Source organism: Seonamhaeicola aphaedonensis (genome assembly GCF_003386195.1).
GTDB lineage: Bacteria > Bacteroidota > Bacteroidia > Flavobacteriales > Flavobacteriaceae > Seonamhaeicola > Seonamhaeicola aphaedonensis.
In genome coordinates, this window is the sequence record NZ_QRDX01000001.1 from 616057 (window position 1) to 635261 (window position 19205).

Below are 19205 nucleotides of genomic sequence, written 5' to 3' on the forward strand. Positions count from 1 at the left end.
GCATGATTTACAAGCCCGTAAAAACACCTTTAATTGCTAAAAGTATCTTTCCTAATTATGTTTGGGATGTACCCTCTGCAAGCAAATCTATTTACTTAACTTTTGATGATGGACCAACCCCAGAAATTACGAGTTGGGTTTTAAATACCTTGAAAGATTATAACGCCAAAGCTACTTTTTTCTGCATTGGGAAAAATGTAGAAAAGTATCCTGAAATTTTTGAAAGGATTTTGGTAGATGGTCACCATGTGGGTAACCATACGCAAAGCCATATTAAAGGATGGAACTCTAGTACAGAAGTCTATCTTAAGAATGTACAAATTTGCGATGAAGTTATTAAGTCACAAATCATACATAGCGAATTATCAGCCAAAAACTATCAAAACGTTCATCTGTTTCGTCCCCCCTATGGGCAAATAAAACCCAAACAAGGTAAAAAGCTTATGGAACATGGGTATAAAATTATAATGTGGGATGTACTTTCTTTTGATTGGGATAAAAAGGTTAGTGAAGAAATTTGTTTGAGTAACGTTATTTCAAAAGCTAAATCTGGAAGCATTGTTGTATTTCACGATAGTTTGAAAGCATCAAAAAATATGATGTTTACCCTCCCAAAAGTATTAGATTATTTTACAAAAAAAGGTTATAATTTTGATGTACTAGACTAGGCGTACTCTTGTATAATATTTATAAGGGTATTAGCATCTAACTCCCCACTTTGGCGCCATTTCATTTCACCGTTTTTGTAGATAATTAGCGTTGGAAGTGTCTTAACCCTTAAAGCCTCTGCCAATTCTTCATTCTTCTCAACATCAATTTTAATAACCTTAGCTTTGTCTCCTAGTGCCGCAGCTACATCTCTTAAAACCAGATGCATTGCGGTGGATTGTTCATTCCAGTCTGTGTAGAACTCTAACAATACCGGAATTTCAACATCTATGAGTTCCCCAAATTTCGACATACTTTTTAGTATTAATTGGTATTATGATGTATTACAAACCTAATCATTTTTTTTGTAATGCGTTAATTCCTTAAAAATCAACCGTAAAAGTAGGTTCTCCTAACGTCTAATGTATTAAAAAAGGGTGATATAACACAATTTAAATACTGAAATTTCTATACCGGCTTTAAGCCTTTTTTAAGCTCTATTACGGTTATTTCTGGCCATATACCAACACGTCCAGGAAATGCCAAATAGCCAAAGCCTCGGTTCACATTAATAAACTGTCCAAACTCCTCATAGATACCGGCCCAATATTTATAGCGCCATTTCACAGGACTCCATTTAAACCACCCCGGAATTTCAATACCAAACTGCATCCCATGCGTATGTCCGCTTAATGTTAAATGATAATGATAATCATCTTGAATTACCTCATTTTCCCAATGCGATGGATCGTGACTCATCAATATTTTAAAATCATCTTTATCAATTCCTTTTGATGCCTTTTTTAAGTCTCCTGCTTTTTTAAAACCTCCTGCTCCCCAATTTTCAACACCTACCAATGCTAAACGTGCGTCGTTTTTCTTAATAAATCGATGTTCATTTAATAATAAATCAAACCCAATTTCTTTTTGAATCAATTTTAAATCTTCTAAGTTTTGGTGTTTAGCTTCCTTAGAATCCCAATGCACATAATCGCCATAATCATGATTCCCTAAAACCGAATACTTCCCATCCTTAGCATGCAGTTTACTAAAAACAGGTATGTATGGTTTCATTTCGTCGGCTTTATTATTTACCATATCACCCGTAAACAAAATCACATCACTCTCCTGCTCATTAATTAAATCAATCGCATAACTTACTTTGTCTTTATTATCAAAACTTCCAGAGTGAATATCACTTATTTGAGTAATTCTATAACCATCAAACGCTGTTGGTAAATCTTCAAAGTGTAGTGTATATTTTAAAACTTTAAAGTTGTATTTCCCTTTAATCACACCGTACAAAATAGATGTGAACGGTATTGCTGCAATCCCCAAAGCTAATTGAGAAATAAATTTACGTCTGCTATTTAAGGCAACCGAATTATTGGTTTCACTACTAATCTTTTCAAAAACAAATGCAAAACCCCTAAATACATCTTCAGCAAACAAGGTTATACCCACAATAATTTTAGGTACATAAAATAGTACTAATAAAATAAGTGCAAGTGAAAACCGAAAAGGAATTCCATTAGACCTGTCAAATGTATAGACTTGAATAAAAAAATTCCCTAAAATCGCAAGGGAAACAAAAATATAGACATAAGTAACTACGCTACTTTTAAAAATAGCTTTAAAGGATTGAAGTGTATAAAAATCTAAAAGCAATAAGATAAGAATAAACAATATTAAGCGTAGCATGTTCTTTTTTTAACAAATATAGCGGTAATCTAAATTACAATTCTGAAACCTTAGTTTATTTAACTTATAGTTAAGAGCTCATTATTTGTCGGATATACACATAATAAGTTACAATGATTTTGCAGTTCACATTTTAAAAACATGTTCTCAAATATTATTTCATTCAGTTCTTGCGAATTTTTAAATGAAAAATTTCATGTACATTTGATTTCCTATCAAAAACAAAATCAATGTCTGAACAAAAACGTCTTTTTTTAGTAGATGCTTACGCCCTTATTTTCCGTGGATATTACGCCTTTATTAAAAACCCAAGGATCAATTCTAAGGGACAAGACACCTCTGCTATTATGGGATTTATGAACTCTCTTTTAGATGTCATTAAACGTGAACGTCCAGACCATTTAGCCGTATGTTTTGATAAAGGGGGCAGTACAGACCGCATTGAAATGTTTGAAGCCTATAAAGCTAACCGAGATGAAACACCAGAAGGTATAAAAACTGCAATACCCCATATTTACGAAATTTTAAAAGCTATGCATATACCCATAATGGTAAAGGAGGGGTATGAGGCAGATGATGTTATTGGCACCTTATCACGTCAAGCCGAAAAAGAAGGTTATAAAACCTATATGGTAACCCCAGATAAAGATTTTGCACAATTGGTTACCGAAAATGTATTCATGTATAGACCCGTATTTGGTGGCGGTTATGAAACTTGGGGTATTCCAGAGGTAAAGGCTAAATTTGAAGTAGAAAACCCACTACAAGTCATAGACTTTTTAGGTATGATGGGAGATTCCAGTGATAATATACCTGGACTTCCTGGGGTTGGCGAAAAAACAGCCAAGAAATTTATCAAGCAATTTGGCTCTATGGAAGGGTTGCTAGCCAATATAGACCAGTTAAAAGGTAAAATGAAAGAGAAAGTAGAAGCTAATGGTGAGTTAGGTTTGCTTTCAAAACAATTGGCTACTATAATGCTAGATGTTCCAGTGACTTTTGATGCTAAAGATTTTGAGCTAGACCATCCTGACATTGAAAAAGTAAAACATATATTTCAGGAATTAGAATTTAGAAGATTAACTGAAAACTTCTTAAAAACGTTTGCCGATAATGGGGAGACAAATACAACCGAAACCTCAGCTCAAACTGTTGAAGCAAAAACAACTATCTCAAAGCCAAAAGCTTCCGCTGGTGCAGGACAATTTTCACTATTTGACTCAGAAGGCTCTAATCCCGTTAAAACTGAAACAAGTTCTGCATATACAAGAAAAACGGCAGAAACTACATCGCATTTTTATCAATATATAAACACAGCTACTTCCAAAAAGTTATTCATTGAAAAATTACTTCAACAATCAAGTGTATGTTTTGATACAGAAACTACAAGTATTAATCCACTAACGGCAGAACTAGTTGGTATTGCATTTTCTTGGGAAGCAGGAAAAGGATTTTATTTACCCTTCCCTGAAAAAAAGAAAGAAGCACAAAACCTCATTGAAGAATTAAGACCCTTTTTTGAAAATGAAAACATTGAAAAAATTGGTCAGAATCTTAAATATGACATCAAAGTTTTGGCTAAATACCATGTTGATGTAAAAGGTCAATTATTTGACACCATGCTGGCACATTATCTGATCAATCCAGATATGCGACACAATATGGATGTTCTAGCTGAAACTTATTTGAATTACACGCCTATTTCTATTGAAACATTAATTGGTAAAAAAGGCAAAAACCAATTATCGATGCGTGAGGTTGATTTGGAAAAACAATCGGAATATGCTGTTGAAGATGCCGATATTACCCTTCAGCTTAAAGAACATTTTCAGAATGAATTAGGAGAAGCAAATACCCAAAAACTGTTTGATGACATTGAAGTGCCTTTGCTTAAAGTTTTAGCCGATATGGAATTGGAAGGCATTAACTTAGATAAAGGTTTTCTTAACAGTTTATCAGGCCAGCTAGAAAAAGATATTGCAGATTTAGAATCGAAAATTTATGAAAACGCTGGAGAAGAATTCAATATTGCTTCACCAAAACAACTGGGTATCATTTTATTTGAAAAATTAAAATTAGTAGACAAACCTAAAAAAACTAAAACGGGGCAATATTCTACCTCAGAAGATGTACTTAGTTACTTGGCAAAAGACCATCAAATCATTCAGAACATATTAGAGTTTAGAGGACTTTCAAAATTAAAGAGCACTTATGTAGACGCTTTACCAAACCAAGTTGAAGAAACTACAGGACGCGTTCACACAGATTACATGCAAACCGTAGCAGCTACAGGGCGCTTAAGTAGTAATAATCCAAACCTTCAAAATATCCCAATTCGCACTGAAAGAGGTCGTCAAGTTAGAAAAGCGTTCATTCCGCGAAGCGAAGATTATACACTTTTAGCTGCTGATTACTCACAAATAGAATTACGCGTCATAGCTGCTTTAAGTCAAGAGGAAACTATGATAGAAGCCTTTAAAAACGGAGAAGACATTCATGCCTCAACAGCTTCAAAAGTTTTTCATGTTCCAATTAACGAAGTAACTCGAGAACAACGTAGCAATGCCAAAACCGTAAACTTTGGAATTATTTATGGGGTTTCTGCTTTTGGACTGAGTAATCAAACAAGCCTAAGTAGAACTGAGGCGAAAGAGCTCATTGACACTTACTACGCTACGTATCCTAAACTTAGAAATTTTGTAACTGAGCAAGTAGATTTTGCAAGAGATAATGGCTATGTGCAAACGGTTTTGGGGCGGCGGCGTTACTTAAAAGATATTAATTCTAGAAATGCTGTAGTTCGAGGCGCTGCTGAACGTAATGCCGTAAACGCGCCCATTCAAGGCAGTGCTGCAGATATTATAAAAATTGCCATGATAAAAATTCATCAAAAATTGAAAGAAGGTAATTTTAAAACTAAAATGTTACTTCAAGTACATGATGAATTAGTTTTTGATGTTTATAAACCAGAATTAGAAACCATCAAATCTTTGGTTAAAACCGAAATGGAAAATGCATATACGTTAGAAGTACCTTTGGATGTTGATTTAGATACGGGAGATAATTGGTTGGAAGCGCATTAAACACTTTAAACCCACTAAAAAGACATTCGATATTGAGGAAGAGTCTCCTTGAGGGGATACCACTCATATTCTTAAAACTAATAAAAAGTAAGATAAAACCTTTTTTGTTTTTAAAAATACTGTAAAATCATAAATATAAGCCAATATTCCATTAAGCAAACTACAAGAGAGTAAATCAAAAGTTATTTTCTCTTTTTACTCCTAAACTCCACCTTATTTTTCCGCTGATTAAAAGGCACAGCATCATTAAACGTGTGTTTAGGTTTTCCGGGTTTATTTTTTCGCCATTTATCATTCTCAGGCAACAATACCTTTAACAAATCTGTGCGCCCAAGCTTGTTTAATGTATTTTTAATCCAAGCCTTGTTTTCATGTTTATACCAAAAGAAAAACCGATGTTGTTCGTCTTTCTCTTTTTGAGTTTTGGGTGTATTAACCTTCTCAAGGGTATAGGGATGATAGCCACTATAATAAATTACTGTAGCTACGGTCATTGGTGTTGGGGTAAAGCCTTGCACCTGCTCTAACTGAAAACCCATATCTTTAGTTTCGGCTGCTAAATCTGCCATATCCTCGGCCTCACATGCCGGGTGATTCGAAATAAAATAAGGTATAAGCTGAAGTTTTAATTTTTTAGTATTATTTATTTTATCAAAACGTTCCTTGAACTTGTGAAAATACTTGAATGATGGTTTGCGCATCAATTTTAAAACGGGGTCGCTGGTATGTTCTGGTGCTACTTTTAACCGTCCAGAAACATGTTTGGTCATTACCTCCTCAGTGTAATCGTCTAGTTCTTTTGCATCTGCATTTTTATTGAATTCTGGCACCAACATATCATGCCGAATACCACTTCCAATAAATGATTTTTTAACCTTTGGATGACTATCAACAGCTTGATATAATCGTGTTAAAGGTTTATGTGAGGTATCTAAATTACTGCAAATAACAGGTGAAATACAAGATGGTGCTACACACCTATCGCATATTTCCTGTACCTTGCCTTTCATTTTATACATGTTGGCACTAGGGCCTCCAATATCAGATAAGTAACCTTTAAAATCTGGCATATTGGCCACAACATCCACCTCTCTTAAAACAGATTCCTGACTACGAGATGCTATAAATTTACCCTGATGTGCCGAAATGGTACAGAAACTACAACCGCCAAAGCATCCACGATGAATGTTGATAGAAAATTTAATCATTTCATACGCAGGAATAGGCCCACGTTTGTTGTATTTGGGATGCGGTAATCTCGTATATGGCAACTCAAAGGAGGCATCAATTTCTTCCTCTGTCATAGTTGGATAAGGCGGATTAATCATCAAGGTTTTATTACCTACTTTCTGAAAAATACGTCTTGCATACAACTTATTACTTTCTTGTTCTATAATTTTAAAATTGGATGCGTATGCTTTCTTATCCTTTAAACAGGTTTCGTGTGATGCAATTTCAACATCTTCCCAGTTTTTATTCTTCGGAATATCGTCTTCCGAAATCACTAAAACAGCCGTTTGATTTACCGTATTGATATTTGAAAATGGCACACCTTTTTGAAGCAGTCGTACAATCTCTCGTAAGGGCTGTTCGCCCATTCCGTACACCAACATGTCAGCTTTTGAGCTTTCTAAAATGGTTGGCATTAGTTGGTCGCTCCAATAATCGTAATGCGTAACACGACGTAATGAGGCTTCAATACCACCTATTAATACGGGAACATCAGGCCATTTTTCTTTTAAAATTTTAGAATAAACCGTAGTGGCATAATCGGGTCTAAAACCAATATTGCCATTGGGTGTGTAGGCATCTTTATCGCGACGTTTTTTGCTGGCGGTGTAGTTGCTCACCATGGGATCCATACATCCTCCTGTAACCCCAAAAAACAATTTTGGCGCCCCCAATTTTACAAAATCTTGAAGATTGTCATTCACATTGGGTTGTGGCACAATAGCCACTCGCAAGCCATAACTTTCCAAAATGCGCCCAATAACAGCAGGTCCAAACGATGGATGGTCAACATAGGCATCACCACTAAACAAAATAACATCTAGTGCATCCCAACCACGAATTTTAACCTCTTTGTTTGTGGTAGGTAACCAATTTGATAGCCTTAACTCCTCCATAGAACTGCAAAAATAACTAAAAAATCATTCGTAGTTGTTTTATATGGTCTTGATTCATATATGCATCCAAATTAAAGAAGTATTAGAAAATAAAAAAAGAGTGTATTTTTGCACCTTGTTTAAGAACTATATGGGTATTATTTCAAAAGATATTAAAAAGGCTGTAGCTATTTTAAGCGCTGAAAAGCTTGTTGCCATTCCTACGGAAACGGTTTACGGACTTGCAGGAAACATTTTTAGCGAAAATGCTATTAAAAGTATTTTTGAAACCAAAAAAAGACCCTTCTTTAATCCACTTATAGTTCATATTCCTTCAATTGAAAATCTAAAGGATATAGCTAGTTATGTTCCGTCTAAAGCTCAAAAATTAGCTGAAACCTTCTGGCCGGGATCTATGACACTGGTATTGAAAAAACAACCGGCTATTCCAGATTTAGTAACAGCTGGCAAAGATACTGTAGCCGTAAGAGTACCTAATCACCCTATTACCTTAAAGCTTTTAAAACAGCTACCTTTCCCTTTAGCCGCTCCCAGCGCCAATCCTTTTGGAAGTATCAGCCCTACTAAAGCAGAACATGTTGCTACTTATTTTGAAAATGCTATTGAACAAGTTTTGGATGGTGGCTCTTGTGAAAATGGTATCGAATCTACTATCATTGGTTTTGAAAATGATGAACCTGTTATTTATAGACTTGGGGCTTTGGCATTAGAAGACATTGAAAAGGTAGTTGGCCCCGTGACTTTAAAAAATAAAAAAGAAATAAAGCCTGATGCTCCAGGGATGCTGGCTCGTCATTATGCTCCCAATACAACAACTTATTTATGCGATTCTATATTAGAGGAAATTGAAAAACATCAAGGAAAACGAATTGGTATCCTATCTTTTAAAACGAGATTTGAAGATGACCGTGTTACATATCAAATCATTCTCTCAGAAAAGGGTGATTTGGCTGAAGCTATGTCTAAACTTTATGCCTCAATGCACAACCTAGACCTTCAAAATTTAGATATAATCATTGCCGAACGGTTTCCTGATTTTGGACTTGGAAAATCTATAAACGACAGATTGCAACGAGCTACCTATTCTTCTTGAAAAACAAGCTACTCTCTTGTCAATATTTCCCTTTTTTAACCTTAAATTTTAAAATAAGTAAGAAAACAAAAGCTTTATCGACACTTTAAGTAGTCGTTTAAAAAAAGCTATGCTAATAAAAAAATCGATTTCTATCGTTTTTATTATTTGTGCATCAACTATGTATGCTCAAACGTGTTGTTCTGGCGGAATTCCGCTTTCTAATAATATTGGCATGTCTGTTGAAGAAAAAGGGACATTACAACTTAGTCTTAATTATGATTACAATAACCTGAATACTTTAAATAACGGAACAGAAAAATTAAATGACGATTCAAGATTACGAATCACCCACTCAATACTTTTTAACTTAAGTTATGCTATAACTAACAGACTATCTGTAGAAGGTTTATTTACTTGGGTTAACCAACGCAGGGCTATTTCTCAATTTGGAAATGAAAATTTAGACCAAACTTCTGGGATTGGAGATGGTCTATTATTAGTAAAATATAACTTTAAAAATGGGCTTGGAAAAAACAGTAATATCGAATTAGGTTTAGGAGCTAAAATTCCTTTTGGCTCTTCAACAGAAACAAATAATCAAGGTATTACTCTAAACGCCGATTTACAGCCAGGGAGTAATGCTTGGGATATTGTTTATTTTCTCTCTGCATCAAAGCAAGCTAATTTTAGGCCCTCACTTACTTTTTCTGGAAGAATTATTTACAGAAGTACAGGGACTAATAATTCTTATTTTGAAAATTCAAGTTATAAATTTGGAAACGAAATTCAAACCTTTTTGGGTATTTCAGATCAATTTTCAATCTTAAAAACATTAGCAACTCCAAGTATCAGTTTAAAATATAGAGATGCTAAACAGGATGAAATAGACGGATTTAACTTAGACAATACAGGTGGGAATTGGTTATTTATAATTCCAGATTTTTCAATTAATATAAAACCAAATTTGGTGTTTTCTACCAGAGCAGAATTACCTTTATACAGTAATGTTGATGGCACACAATTAACACCTACCTATAGAATTACAACTGGCTTCCTATTTAAAATTAAACCAAAATCAAAATTATTAAACTTAAGATAAACAGCTATGAAAAATTACATCTTATTGGCATTATTAGTTCTATTAACGTCATGTAGCACCACCAGTGAAAGTGTGGAAAACAGTATTTCTAATGAGTTTTCTGAATGGTTAATACCTATCAATCAAATTCTAGATGGCGGCCCAGGGAAAGATGGTATTCCGTCCATTGACAACCCTCAATTTACTGAAGTTACATCAGTTTCATTTTTAGCAGATGACGATTTAGTGGTAGGCATAATTAAAGGTAATGAAACTAAGGCATACCCACATGTTATTCTAGATTGGCATGAAGTAGTAAACGATGAAATTGATGGTTCATTTTTTACTTTAAATTATTGTCCCCTAACTGGTACAGCATTTGCCTGGGAAAGTAAAACCAATAACACTAAAACTACTTTTGGTGTCTCTGGTTTATTATATAATGCTAACCTTATATTATATGATAGAAATACTGATAGTAATTGGTCTCAACTTCAATTACAATGTGTTAATGGTGAGCTTATTAACGACAAGCCAAAATTGTACAACGTTGTTGAAACCAACTGGAAAACATGGAAAGCACTTTATCCTGACTCTCAAGTTTTAAATACGCAAACAGGCTTTTCTAGAAATTATGGAACTTCACCTTATGGAGATTATGCAACTAATAATAATCGCTTTATTTTTAGACCCGAAATTACAAATCCTGCTCTACCAAATAAAGAAAGAGTGTATGCGATAATAGATGACACAAAATCGAAAGTATACCAATTTTCAGACTTTACAAATGGTAAAATTATAAAAGATTCTTTTGAAGGTAAAGACTATTTAATTGTTGGCAACAATGATATAATTTATGGTTTTGGCCTAAATAACGACCAAGCCAACCTAACCTTTGAATATGATTTTAATGACTCAGAGTCTTTCTTTAAAGATAATGAAGGCAACAAGTGGTCTATATTCGGTACAGCCATTGAAGGCCCAAGAACTGGTGAATCTCTAGAATCTGTAAAATCTGTTATGAGTTACTGGTTTGCTATTGCTGTTTTTTACCCAAACCCAGAAATTTATTCTACCCAGTAATTTTCTAATTAATTTCATGAAGATTAACGAATTACATATATTAAAATTCAACAAAAAATTATCTTACATCACTGTTTGTTAATCAAATATTTAATCGTAAATTTGCAAACTCTTTTTTGAAGAGGAATGTTTAATAAATAAAATTAATTAGTGTGGACACATTAAGCTACAAAACGATTTCAGCAAACAAAGCTACTGTAAACAAGCAGTGGGTTTTAGTTGATGCTGAAGGTCAGACGCTTGGTCGTTTAGCTTCTAAAGTTGCGAAACTTTTAAGAGGTAAACACAAGCCAAACTTCACACCACACGTTGATTGCGGAGATAACGTTGTTATTATAAACGCAGAAAAAATCAACTTAACAGGAAACAAGTGGACAGATAAATCATATATCCGTCACACAGGTTACCCTGGTGGTCAAAGAAGTTTATCTGCTACAGAATTGTATGGAAAAGATCCTGCAAGAATAGTAGAAAAATCAGTAAAAGGAATGTTGCCTAAAAACAAATTAGGAGCAACTTTATTCCGTAATCTAACAGTTGTTGTAGGTCCTGAGCACAAACATGAAGCTCAAAAACCTAAAGCAATTAACTTAAACGAATTCAATTAATGGACGTAATTCACAAAATTGGCCGTAGAAAGACGGCTGTTGCACGTGTATATGTTGCCCAAGGAAAGGGAAACATTACGATTAACAAAAAAGACTTAGCGGATTACTTTACTACAGCTACTTTACAGTACAAAGTAAAGCAACCATTAGCTTTGACTAACAATGATGGCAACTTTGATATTACAGTAAATGTATATGGAGGTGGCATTACTGGTCAAGCTGAAGCTGTTCGTTTAGCAATTTCTCGTGCTTTATGCGAGGTGGATGCTGAAAACAGAGCTATCTTAAAACCTGAAGGTTTATTAACCAGAGATCCAAGAATGGTAGAGCGTAAAAAATTCGGTCAGAAGAAAGCGCGTAAAAAATTCCAGTTCTCTAAACGTTAGAACCTTTTTGAACTTGTTTCAAATTTTGAAAAAGACCTTGAAACAAGTTCAAAATTTTTTTCGATGTCATGTTGAGCGTAGTCAAAGCATTTCATCATCAAATTAAATAATTATAAAGGCCCTGAAACGAGTTCAGGGTGTAAACAGTTTAGCATCTAAATGATTAAGGCAATTTTTATAAATGACCACTTAATCATTGCTAATTCAACAGAACGTAAACTATTACAAAAATGGCAGTAGAAGTAAAAGAATTACTTGAAGCAGGTGTACACTTTGGTCACCTAACACGTAAGTGGGATCCAAACATGGCTCCTTACGTTTACATGGAGCGTAACGGCATCCATATTATCAACCTTTACAAAACAGCAGCAAAAATTGATGAAGCAAATGCAGCATTAGCTAAAATTGCAGCATCAGGAAGAAAAATTTTATTTGTTGCAACAAAAAAACAAGCAAAAGATATTGTTGCTGAAAAAGCAGGAGCTATCAACATGCCTTACATCACTGAAAGATGGCCAGGTGGTATGTTAACAAACTTTGTTACTATTAGAAAAGCTGTTAAAAAAATGGCTTCAATTGATAGAATGAAGAAAGATGGTACCTTTAACACACTTTCTAAAAAAGAACGTTTACAAGTAGATCGTTTGAGAGCGAAATTAGAGAAAAACTTAGGTTCAATCTCTGATATGACTCGCTTACCAGGAGCTTTATTTGTAGTTGATATTAAGCGTGAGCACATTGCTATTAAAGAAGCTCAAAAATTAAACATTCCTATTTTTGCAATGGTAGATACCAACTCAGACCCACGTCAAGTTGATTATGTAATACCTTCAAATGATGATGCTTCTAAATCAATAGATAAAATTTTATCATACGTAACTGATGCTATTGCAGGTGGTTTAGCAGAACGTAAAGCTGAAAAAGATGCTACTAAAGATGAAAAAGATGCTCCAAAAAAGGCAAAAACTTCAAAAAAAGTAGCAGTTGCTGAAGAAGAAGAATAAAATTTATATAATAATTAAGTAATATTTATAAGTCGTTTAATTCTTTTCTTGTAAAACAAATTGAACGGCTTTTTTAAATTAAAAATACAATGAGTACTACAGTAAAAATAACAGCCCAAGAGGTTAACAAACTAAGACAAGCTACTGGTGCAGGTATGATGGACTGCAAAAAAGCTTTAGTTGAAGCAGAAGGAGATTTTGATAAAGCTATTGAAGTTTTACGTAAAAAGGGACAAAAAGTAGCGGCAAAAAGAGCCGACAGAGAATCTACTGAAGGTGCGGCTGTGGCAAAAGTAAATGCAGACAACACTGTTGGTGTAGCAATTGTACTGGGCTGCGAAACAGATTTTGTTGGTAAAAACGAAAACTTTTTAGCGCTAGCTAGTGAGCTTGGAGAAATTGCATTAAACACGTCTTCTAAAGAAGAATTTTTAGCTGCGGATTTTGGTGGGATGACTGTTGCCGATAAGTTAGTTGAGCAAACAGGCGTAATTGGTGAAAAACTAGACATTAAAGCATTTGAAAAAGTAGAAGCCGCTTATGTTGGTTCTTACGTTCATATTAACAAAATTGCAGCAATAGTAGGTTTTTCTAGTGTTGTAAATAATGTTGAAACTTTAGCTAAAGATGTAGCAATGCAAATCGCTTCTATGGGAGCTACTACACTATCTTACAAAGATTTTGATCCTGCTTATGTAGCTTCTGAAACTGAAGCTAGAATAGCTGCCATAGAAAAAGACAACGAAGAACTAGCACGTTTAGGTAAAACTCTTAAAAATGTTCCTAAATACATTTCACAAGCGCAATTAACTCCTGAAGTGATTGCCGAAGCTGAAGAAGCTGCAAAAGCTGAATTAAAAGCTGAAGGTAAGCCAGAGCAAATTTGGGACAGAATTTTACCAGGTAAAATGCAACGTTTTATTTCTGATAACACGACGCTAGATCAAGAGCAGTGCTTATTAAATCAAAACTTCATCAAGGATGAGAAGAAAACTGTTGAACAGTATGTTGCTTCATATGGTGAAGTTGAAATCACAGGATTTAAGAGAGTTACCTTAGGGTAATCAGAAGTCTTTAACAAGGGAATTTTAAATATTTATAAACCACCGCTCTACTTTGGAGTGGTGGTTTTTTTGTTTCCTTAATCCAAATCATATATAGTAATTGCATTAATTTAATCATTATATAGAATAAAATTTTGCGTAGTTTTGCACAACTTCAGTATTAACAACTAATGAAATATAAAAGAATACTCCTCAAACTATCAGGCGAAGCTCTAATGGGAAATCGTCAATATGGCATAGACCCTGATCGATTATCAGAATATGCAAAAGACATAAAAGAGATTACAGATAAAGGTGTTGAAGTTGCCATTGTTATTGGTGGTGGCAACATTTTTAGAGGTGTTGCAGGTGCTAGTAAAGGCATGGACAGAGTACAGGGAGATCATATGGGAATGCTTGCAACCGTTATTAATGGTTTGGCTTTACAAGGAGCCTTGGAAGATGCAAATATTGAAACCAGACTTCAAACCGCAATTAAAATTAATGAAGTTGCAGAACCATTTATTAGAAGAAGAGCCATGCGACATCTAGAAAAAGGCCGTGTAGTTATTTTTGGAGGTGGTACTGGAAATCCTTATTTTACAACAGATTCAGCTGCGGTATTAAGAGCTATTGAAATTGAAGCTGATGTTATTTTAAAAGGAACGCGTGTAGATGGTATTTACACCGCAGATCCAGAAAAAGACAAAAAGGCTATTAAGTTTAATCATATTTCATTTGATGAAGTTTTAAGTAAGGGACTCAAAGTTATGGATACTACAGCGTTCACTTTAAGTCAAGAAAATGAATTACCAATCATTGTTTTCGATATGAATAAAAAAGGTAATTTGCTTAAAGTAGTTTCTGGTGAAGAAATTGGAACTGTAGTTAACGTATAAAATTTGGTGTAATTTTTGATTCTCAATACCAAGTAAAATTTTAAAACTATGAACGAAGACATACAATTTATATTAGATACAGCAAAAGAAGCTATGGATAATGCCATTAAGCATTTAGAAAAACAACTTTCTAATATTAGAGCAGGAAAAGCAAGTCCTGCGATGCTAGGGAGTGTCATGGTAGATTATTACGGCTCTCAAACACCACTTAACCAAGTAGCCAATGTTAATACACCTGACGGAAGAACTATCACCGTTCAGCCATGGGAAAAGTCTATGCTTCAAGAAATTGAACGTGCTATTATGATAGCTAACTTAGGTTTTAACCCAATGAATAATGGTGAAAGTATTATTATTAATGTTCCTCCTTTAACAGAGGAACGCAGACGAGATCTTTCCAAACAAGCTAAAGCAGAAGGTGAAGATGCCAAAATTGGTATTAGAAATGCTCGTAAAGATGCCATGAATGATATTAAAAAATTAGATGATGCTTCTGAAGACCTTAAGGGTAACGCAGAAATAGACATACAAGAAATGACAGATTCTTACGTTAAGAAAGCAGATGATATTTTCCATATAAAAGAAAAGGAAATTATGACCGTTTAAAAATTTAACTAAAGCGACGATTATGTCGCTTTTTTTTTCAACAATTAGTTCTGTTTAATAATATGCTTAAGCATTGTCTTCTTTTTGTAATTATTTTTTGTTTTAACTTATTAAACAGTCAGGCTTCTTTTAGTAGCTTTAAGGAAATCACAAGAGATTCTGTTAAAAAAGAAACCTTCATTAAGCATTTAGGGAATGGTTATTTACCTAGCAAATATTTCAATTTCGATTTAAGGTATTTAATAAAATTCAATCAATACGAAGGCATCCGTACTGGTATTGGTGGTACCACCAATGAAAACTTCTCAAAAAAATTCAAAGTTAATGGGTATACAGTTTATGGCTTTAGAGATGATGAATTCAAATTTAGTTTAGGTGGAGCGTTCAGGTTAGCGCCTAAAACCAATACCTGGTTAAGTCTTTCTTATACCGATGATTTACAAGAAACTGGAAGCACTAAATTTCTAACAGACGGTAGGTTCTTTCACTTTTTTGAACCCAGATTATTGAATATCGATTTGTTTCATCGACATATTACAAAATCTATTGGAATAGAGCATCAATTATTTGATGAGTTAAATACCAAAACTGAATTTTCAGTTAGCAATATTAACCCAACTTACCAATATAGTTTCAATACTAATAGTACATCATTAAATAACTTTAGACTAAGCGTAGCTAAAATGGCTTTTCAATGGAATCCTTTTAGTGAGTTTAATCTAACTGAAAACGGTGTAAAAGAAACTAAACAAGGATATCCCAAATTCACACTTCAGTACTCAAAAAGTATTAAAAATGTCTTTAAAAGTGATTTCAATTTTTCTAAAATTGATTTTAGAACCATTCACAAAATCATTGTTAACAAAGACAGTTATTCTGAATTAACATTGGTTTCTGGTCTAGCAATCGGTGATACTCCCATAACACATTTGTATCATGCTTACCCAAATAACATAACAAAAGAAACGGTTATGCAACGCTTCTCTGTAGCTGGGTTAAATAGTTTTGAAACCATGTATTTTAACGAGTTCTTTTCTGATAAGTTTACAACCATTCAAGCGAAACATTTTTTTAAACCTTTTAATATTTCAGAACGTCTCAAACCACAATTAGTTTTAATTTCAAGATTCGCCATTGGTGATATGGAATCTCCAGAACAACATGAAAATATTAGTTTCAAAACTCTAAAAAAAGGATACACAGAATCTGGATTCGAAATTAATAAACTACTCTTTGGTTTTGGTTTAAGCTTCACCTACCGTTACGGCGGATATCATTTACCTGAATTTACAGACAATCTTGCTTTAAAGTTTACATTTAACGTGACTTTATGAGGTAATACAAGGGTTTTTTCTACCTTTGCGCTGCTTTCATAAAAGGTATGTTTAAACTGTTTAGCAAAGACTTTTGGGATGTTACCGCAAGATTGATTTTACGTAATAAAATCATTATTCTTATTGGTATTATTGTTACTACGTTGTTATTTAGCAAACAGTGGGACAACATGCGCTTTACCTATACCGAAGCGAACTTATTACCAGATGAACACGAGGTTAATATTACCTACAATAACTTCTTAAAAACCTTTGGTGAAGAAGGAAATCTTATTGTTTTAGGAGTAAGAGACAGTTCTTTATTTACTATTGAAAAACTTAACGCTTGGAATAAACTTTCTAATAGTTTTAAAAACTACAAAGAAGTTGAGACGGTAGTTTCTATTAAAGACCTCCAAAAACTTGTAAAAGACACAAGCAATGAAAAGTTTGATTTAGAACCTTTTATTAAGGATTCTATTGCAACAGTTCAACAAATTGAAACTTTACAAAACGAATTGTTTCACAAGTATCCGTTTTATGATAACTTTTTGTTTAACAAAGAAACTCAAACGGTTAGGACTGCTATTTATTTAAAAAAGGATATTGTAAATACATCGGCAAGAAAAGATTTTGTAATTGATATCTTAACAGATAAAATAGAGTCTTTTGAGAAAGCCCATGATCTAGATATTAGGGTATCTGGGATGCCATACATACGCACCCTAAATTCTCAAAACATCATTGATGAAATTAACCTTTTTGTGATTGCTGCATTACTGGTTACATCTATTATTTTCTTTTTCTTTTTTAGGTCATTTAGAGCTACTTTCATTTCGCTTATTGTAGTTTGTATTGGGGTCATGTGGACGCTTGGCATTATTGGATTATTTAATTACGAAATAACTGTTTTAACAGCATTAATCCCTCCTTTAATTATAGTTATTGGTATCCCTAATTGTATCTTTTTAATTAACAAGTACCAACATGAGGTAAAACTTCATGGTAATAAAGTAAAATCATTACAACGTGTTATTACCAAAATTGGTAATGCTACCTTAATGACTAACGTAACCACTGCTTCTGGGTTTGCTACTTTTATACTTACTGAAAGTCAACTCTTAAAAGAATTTGGGGTAGTAGCATCCTTAAGTATTTTAGCTATTTTTATTTTATGTCTACTTATAATCCCAATTATCTATACCTTCTTACCTCACCCTAAAGACCGACACTTAGAGCATTTAAACAAGCGTTGGATTGGTGGTTTTGTAGATTGGATGGAACGCATGGTTAAGCAAAAACGAATTGCCATATATACCACATCGGTTGTTTTGCTTATTGTAAGTATTATAGGGATTTATCAGATTAAAATCTCTGGTAGTTTAGTTGAAGACATGCCCAAAGAAGCAGATTTTTTTAAAGATATCCGCTTTTTTGAAGAAGAGTTTAACGGTATCATGCCTTTAGAATTTATTGTAGATACAAAGCGCAAAAAGGGGGTTATGAAACTCGCCACGCTCAAACGTATGGATGAGTTAGAAGATCTCATTATTGAAATCCCTGAACTATCAAAGCCTATTTCAGTAGTTAGTCTAGTTAAATATTCAAAACAAGCTTACTATAACGGAAACCCTAAATATTATCAACTACCTACATCGCAAGAAAACAACTTCATTTTATCATATGCTAGAAATTCGTCTTCTGATCTAGATTTGCTCAATAACTTTGTAGATAGTACAGGGCAATATGCCAGAATAACCACCTTTATGAAAGATATTGGTACCGATAAAATGGAGCGTATTGAAGAAAATTTACAAAACAAAATAGATAAGGTTTTTCCAAAGGAACGATATAATGTCACCATGACTGGTAAAGCGCTCGTATTTCAGAAAGGTACCAAATATCTAGTTAAAAATTTAGCTATATCACTATCATTAGCTATATTCTTAATTTCAATATTTATGGCCTATATGTTTCGTTCTGCAAGAATGATTGTTATTTCATTAATCCCCAACCTACTACCGTTATTGGTAACTGCTGGATTGATGGGCTATCTAGGGGTTCCTATTAAACCTTCTACTATTTTGGTATTTAGTATCGCTTTTGGGATTTCGGTAGATGACACTATTCACTTTTTAGCTAAATACAGACAAGAATTACAGGCAAATAGCTGGAAAATTAAAGTTTCTGTTTATGGTGCTTTACGCGAAACTGGGGTTAGTATGTTTTACACATCTATTGTGCTCTTTTTTGGTTTTTCAGTGTTTACCATCTCAAGCTTTGGTGGCACCGTGGCCTTAGGTGCTTTAGTTTCGGCCACTTTATTGTTTGCCATGTTATCTAATCTGTTGTTACTTCCTTCTTTATTACTCTCGTTAGAACGTAGCATTGCTAATAAAGCAATTTTAAGAGAACCCGCTATAAATATTATTCCAGAAGAGGATGAGTTTGAATAACCTTTCAATAAATAATATTTCTCAGGTTTTTACTTATAGAATTATATTTTTTAGTTAAATTAAACTTGGAAGCCGAAAGGCTTTTTTTATATTTAC

At 33.7% G+C, this 19205-nt stretch carries 16 protein-coding genes; 13 read left to right on the forward strand and 3 right to left on the reverse strand.

Annotation, left to right across the window (positions count from 1 at the left end; all coding sequences use genetic code 11):
• The first annotated feature begins 2 nt into the window (after positions 1 to 2).
• Entirely contained in the window at positions 3 to 668 is a 666-nt protein-coding gene (locus tag DFQ02_RS02680; RefSeq protein WP_116039427.1) for a polysaccharide deacetylase family protein, read from the forward strand.
• On the opposite strand, the gene DFQ02_RS02685 is transcribed toward DFQ02_RS02680, so the two are convergent.
• Together DFQ02_RS02685 and DFQ02_RS02690 are read right to left on the reverse strand one after the other, a co-directional pair.
• Positions 665 to 961 carry a thioredoxin family protein gene (locus DFQ02_RS02685; RefSeq protein ID WP_116039428.1) on the reverse strand — a complete coding sequence of 99 codons (297 nt, stop codon included), beginning with the start codon at positions 959 to 961 and terminating at the stop codon, positions 665 to 667. The two genes, DFQ02_RS02680 and DFQ02_RS02685, sit on opposite strands and share 4 nt — an antisense overlap.
• A 155-nt stretch (positions 962 to 1116) precedes the next feature.
• The gene (locus DFQ02_RS02690) at positions 1117 to 2349 is read right to left on the reverse strand and encodes a metallophosphoesterase (protein ID WP_116039429.1); all 1233 of its coding nucleotides are present in this window, start codon (positions 2347 to 2349) and stop codon (positions 1117 to 1119) included.
• A gap of 230 nt (positions 2350 to 2579) precedes the next feature.
• On the opposite strand from DFQ02_RS02690, the gene polA reads away from it, so the two are divergent.
• On the forward strand, positions 2580 to 5432 hold the full coding sequence (gene polA / locus DFQ02_RS02695) for a DNA polymerase I (protein ID WP_116039430.1): 2853 nt from the start codon (positions 2580 to 2582) through the stop codon (positions 5430 to 5432).
• Positions 5433 to 5614: 182 nt separating this feature from the next.
• On the opposite strand, the gene DFQ02_RS02700 is transcribed toward polA, so the two are convergent.
• On the reverse strand, positions 5615 to 7558 hold the full coding sequence (locus DFQ02_RS02700) for a YgiQ family radical SAM protein (RefSeq protein WP_116039431.1): 1944 nt from the start codon (positions 7556 to 7558) through the stop codon (positions 5615 to 5617).
• A gap of 130 nt (positions 7559 to 7688) precedes the next feature.
• Between DFQ02_RS02700 and DFQ02_RS02705 the strand changes: the two genes are divergently transcribed.
• The 11 genes from DFQ02_RS02705 to DFQ02_RS02755 all read left to right on the forward strand — a co-directional run bounded on the left by DFQ02_RS02705 (position 7689) and on the right by DFQ02_RS02755 (position 19109).
• Positions 7689 to 8651: an L-threonylcarbamoyladenylate synthase gene (locus DFQ02_RS02705; RefSeq protein ID WP_116039432.1), complete on the forward strand. Its 963-nt coding sequence runs from the start codon at positions 7689 to 7691 to the stop codon at positions 8649 to 8651.
• Positions 8652 to 8760: 109 nt separating this feature from the next.
• Positions 8761 to 9732: a transporter gene (locus DFQ02_RS02710; RefSeq protein WP_116039433.1), complete on the forward strand. Its 972-nt coding sequence runs from the start codon at positions 8761 to 8763 to the stop codon at positions 9730 to 9732.
• 6 nt (positions 9733 to 9738) lie between these two features.
• On the forward strand, positions 9739 to 10794 hold the full coding sequence (locus DFQ02_RS02715; protein ID WP_116039434.1) for a DUF3179 domain-containing protein: 1056 nt from the start codon (positions 9739 to 9741) through the stop codon (positions 10792 to 10794).
• Between the two features lie 152 nt (positions 10795 to 10946).
• Entirely contained in the window at positions 10947 to 11402 is a 456-nt protein-coding gene (gene rplM / locus DFQ02_RS02720; RefSeq protein WP_116039435.1) for a 50S ribosomal protein L13, read from the forward strand.
• Positions 11402 to 11788 (forward strand): 30S ribosomal protein S9, encoded by a 387-nt coding sequence (gene rpsI, locus DFQ02_RS02725; protein WP_116039436.1) that lies wholly within the window; start codon positions 11402 to 11404, stop codon positions 11786 to 11788. Before rplM ends, rpsI begins: the two co-directional genes overlap by 1 nt.
• A 230-nt stretch (positions 11789 to 12018) precedes the next feature.
• On the forward strand, positions 12019 to 12792 hold the full coding sequence (gene rpsB, locus DFQ02_RS02730; protein WP_116039437.1) for a 30S ribosomal protein S2: 774 nt from the start codon (positions 12019 to 12021) through the stop codon (positions 12790 to 12792).
• Between the two features lie 89 nt (positions 12793 to 12881).
• Positions 12882 to 13856, forward strand: a complete 975-nt coding sequence (tsf, locus tag DFQ02_RS02735) for a translation elongation factor Ts (RefSeq protein WP_116039438.1) — start codon at positions 12882 to 12884, stop codon at positions 13854 to 13856.
• A 170-nt stretch (positions 13857 to 14026) separates the two neighbouring features.
• On the forward strand, positions 14027 to 14734 hold the full coding sequence (pyrH, locus tag DFQ02_RS02740; protein ID WP_116039439.1) for a UMP kinase: 708 nt from the start codon (positions 14027 to 14029) through the stop codon (positions 14732 to 14734).
• Between the two features lie 48 nt (positions 14735 to 14782).
• Positions 14783 to 15340 carry a ribosome recycling factor gene (gene frr / locus DFQ02_RS02745; protein WP_116039440.1) on the forward strand — a complete coding sequence of 186 codons (558 nt, stop codon included), beginning with the start codon at positions 14783 to 14785 and terminating at the stop codon, positions 15338 to 15340.
• 62 nt (positions 15341 to 15402) lie between these two features.
• Positions 15403 to 16674, forward strand: a complete 1272-nt coding sequence (locus tag DFQ02_RS02750; protein ID WP_220340187.1) for a DUF5686 family protein — start codon at positions 15403 to 15405, stop codon at positions 16672 to 16674.
• A 47-nt stretch (positions 16675 to 16721) separates the two neighbouring features.
• Positions 16722 to 19109 (forward strand): efflux RND transporter permease subunit, encoded by a 2388-nt coding sequence (locus DFQ02_RS02755; RefSeq protein ID WP_116039441.1) that lies wholly within the window; start codon positions 16722 to 16724, stop codon positions 19107 to 19109.
• The last annotated feature ends 96 nt before the right edge of the window (positions 19110 to 19205 follow it).

Excerpts from the sequence above, each read along its gene's own strand:
- pyrH (WP_116039439.1), top strand. The coding sequence starts at position 14,027 with ATGAAATATAAAAGAATACTCCTCAAACTATCAGGCGAAGCTCTAATG.
- rpsI (WP_116039436.1), top strand. The coding sequence starts at position 11,402 with ATGGACGTAATTCACAAAATTGGCCGTAGAAAGACGGCTGTTGCACGT.
- DFQ02_RS02710 (WP_116039433.1), top strand. The coding sequence starts at position 8,761 with ATGCTAATAAAAAAATCGATTTCTATCGTTTTTATTATTTGTGCATCA.
- rpsB (WP_116039437.1), top strand. The coding sequence starts at position 12,019 with ATGGCAGTAGAAGTAAAAGAATTACTTGAAGCAGGTGTACACTTTGGT.
- DFQ02_RS02705 (WP_116039432.1), top strand. The coding sequence starts at position 7,689 with ATGGGTATTATTTCAAAAGATATTAAAAAGGCTGTAGCTATTTTAAGC.
- DFQ02_RS02700 (WP_116039431.1), bottom strand. The coding sequence starts at position 7,558 with ATGGAGGAGTTAAGGCTATCAAATTGGTTACCTACCACAAACAAAGAG.
- DFQ02_RS02750 (WP_220340187.1), top strand. The coding sequence starts at position 15,403 with ATGCTTAAGCATTGTCTTCTTTTTGTAATTATTTTTTGTTTTAACTTA.
- DFQ02_RS02715 (WP_116039434.1), top strand. The coding sequence starts at position 9,739 with ATGAAAAATTACATCTTATTGGCATTATTAGTTCTATTAACGTCATGT.
- DFQ02_RS02755 (WP_116039441.1), top strand. The coding sequence starts at position 16,722 with ATGTTTAAACTGTTTAGCAAAGACTTTTGGGATGTTACCGCAAGATTG.
- polA (WP_116039430.1), top strand. The coding sequence starts at position 2,580 with ATGTCTGAACAAAAACGTCTTTTTTTAGTAGATGCTTACGCCCTTATT.
- frr (WP_116039440.1), top strand. The coding sequence starts at position 14,783 with ATGAACGAAGACATACAATTTATATTAGATACAGCAAAAGAAGCTATG.
- DFQ02_RS02685 (WP_116039428.1), bottom strand. The coding sequence starts at position 961 with ATGTCGAAATTTGGGGAACTCATAGATGTTGAAATTCCGGTATTGTTA.
- tsf (WP_116039438.1), top strand. The coding sequence starts at position 12,882 with ATGAGTACTACAGTAAAAATAACAGCCCAAGAGGTTAACAAACTAAGA.
- DFQ02_RS02690 (WP_116039429.1), bottom strand. The coding sequence starts at position 2,349 with ATGCTACGCTTAATATTGTTTATTCTTATCTTATTGCTTTTAGATTTT.
- DFQ02_RS02680 (WP_116039427.1), top strand. The coding sequence starts at position 3 with ATGATTTACAAGCCCGTAAAAACACCTTTAATTGCTAAAAGTATCTTT.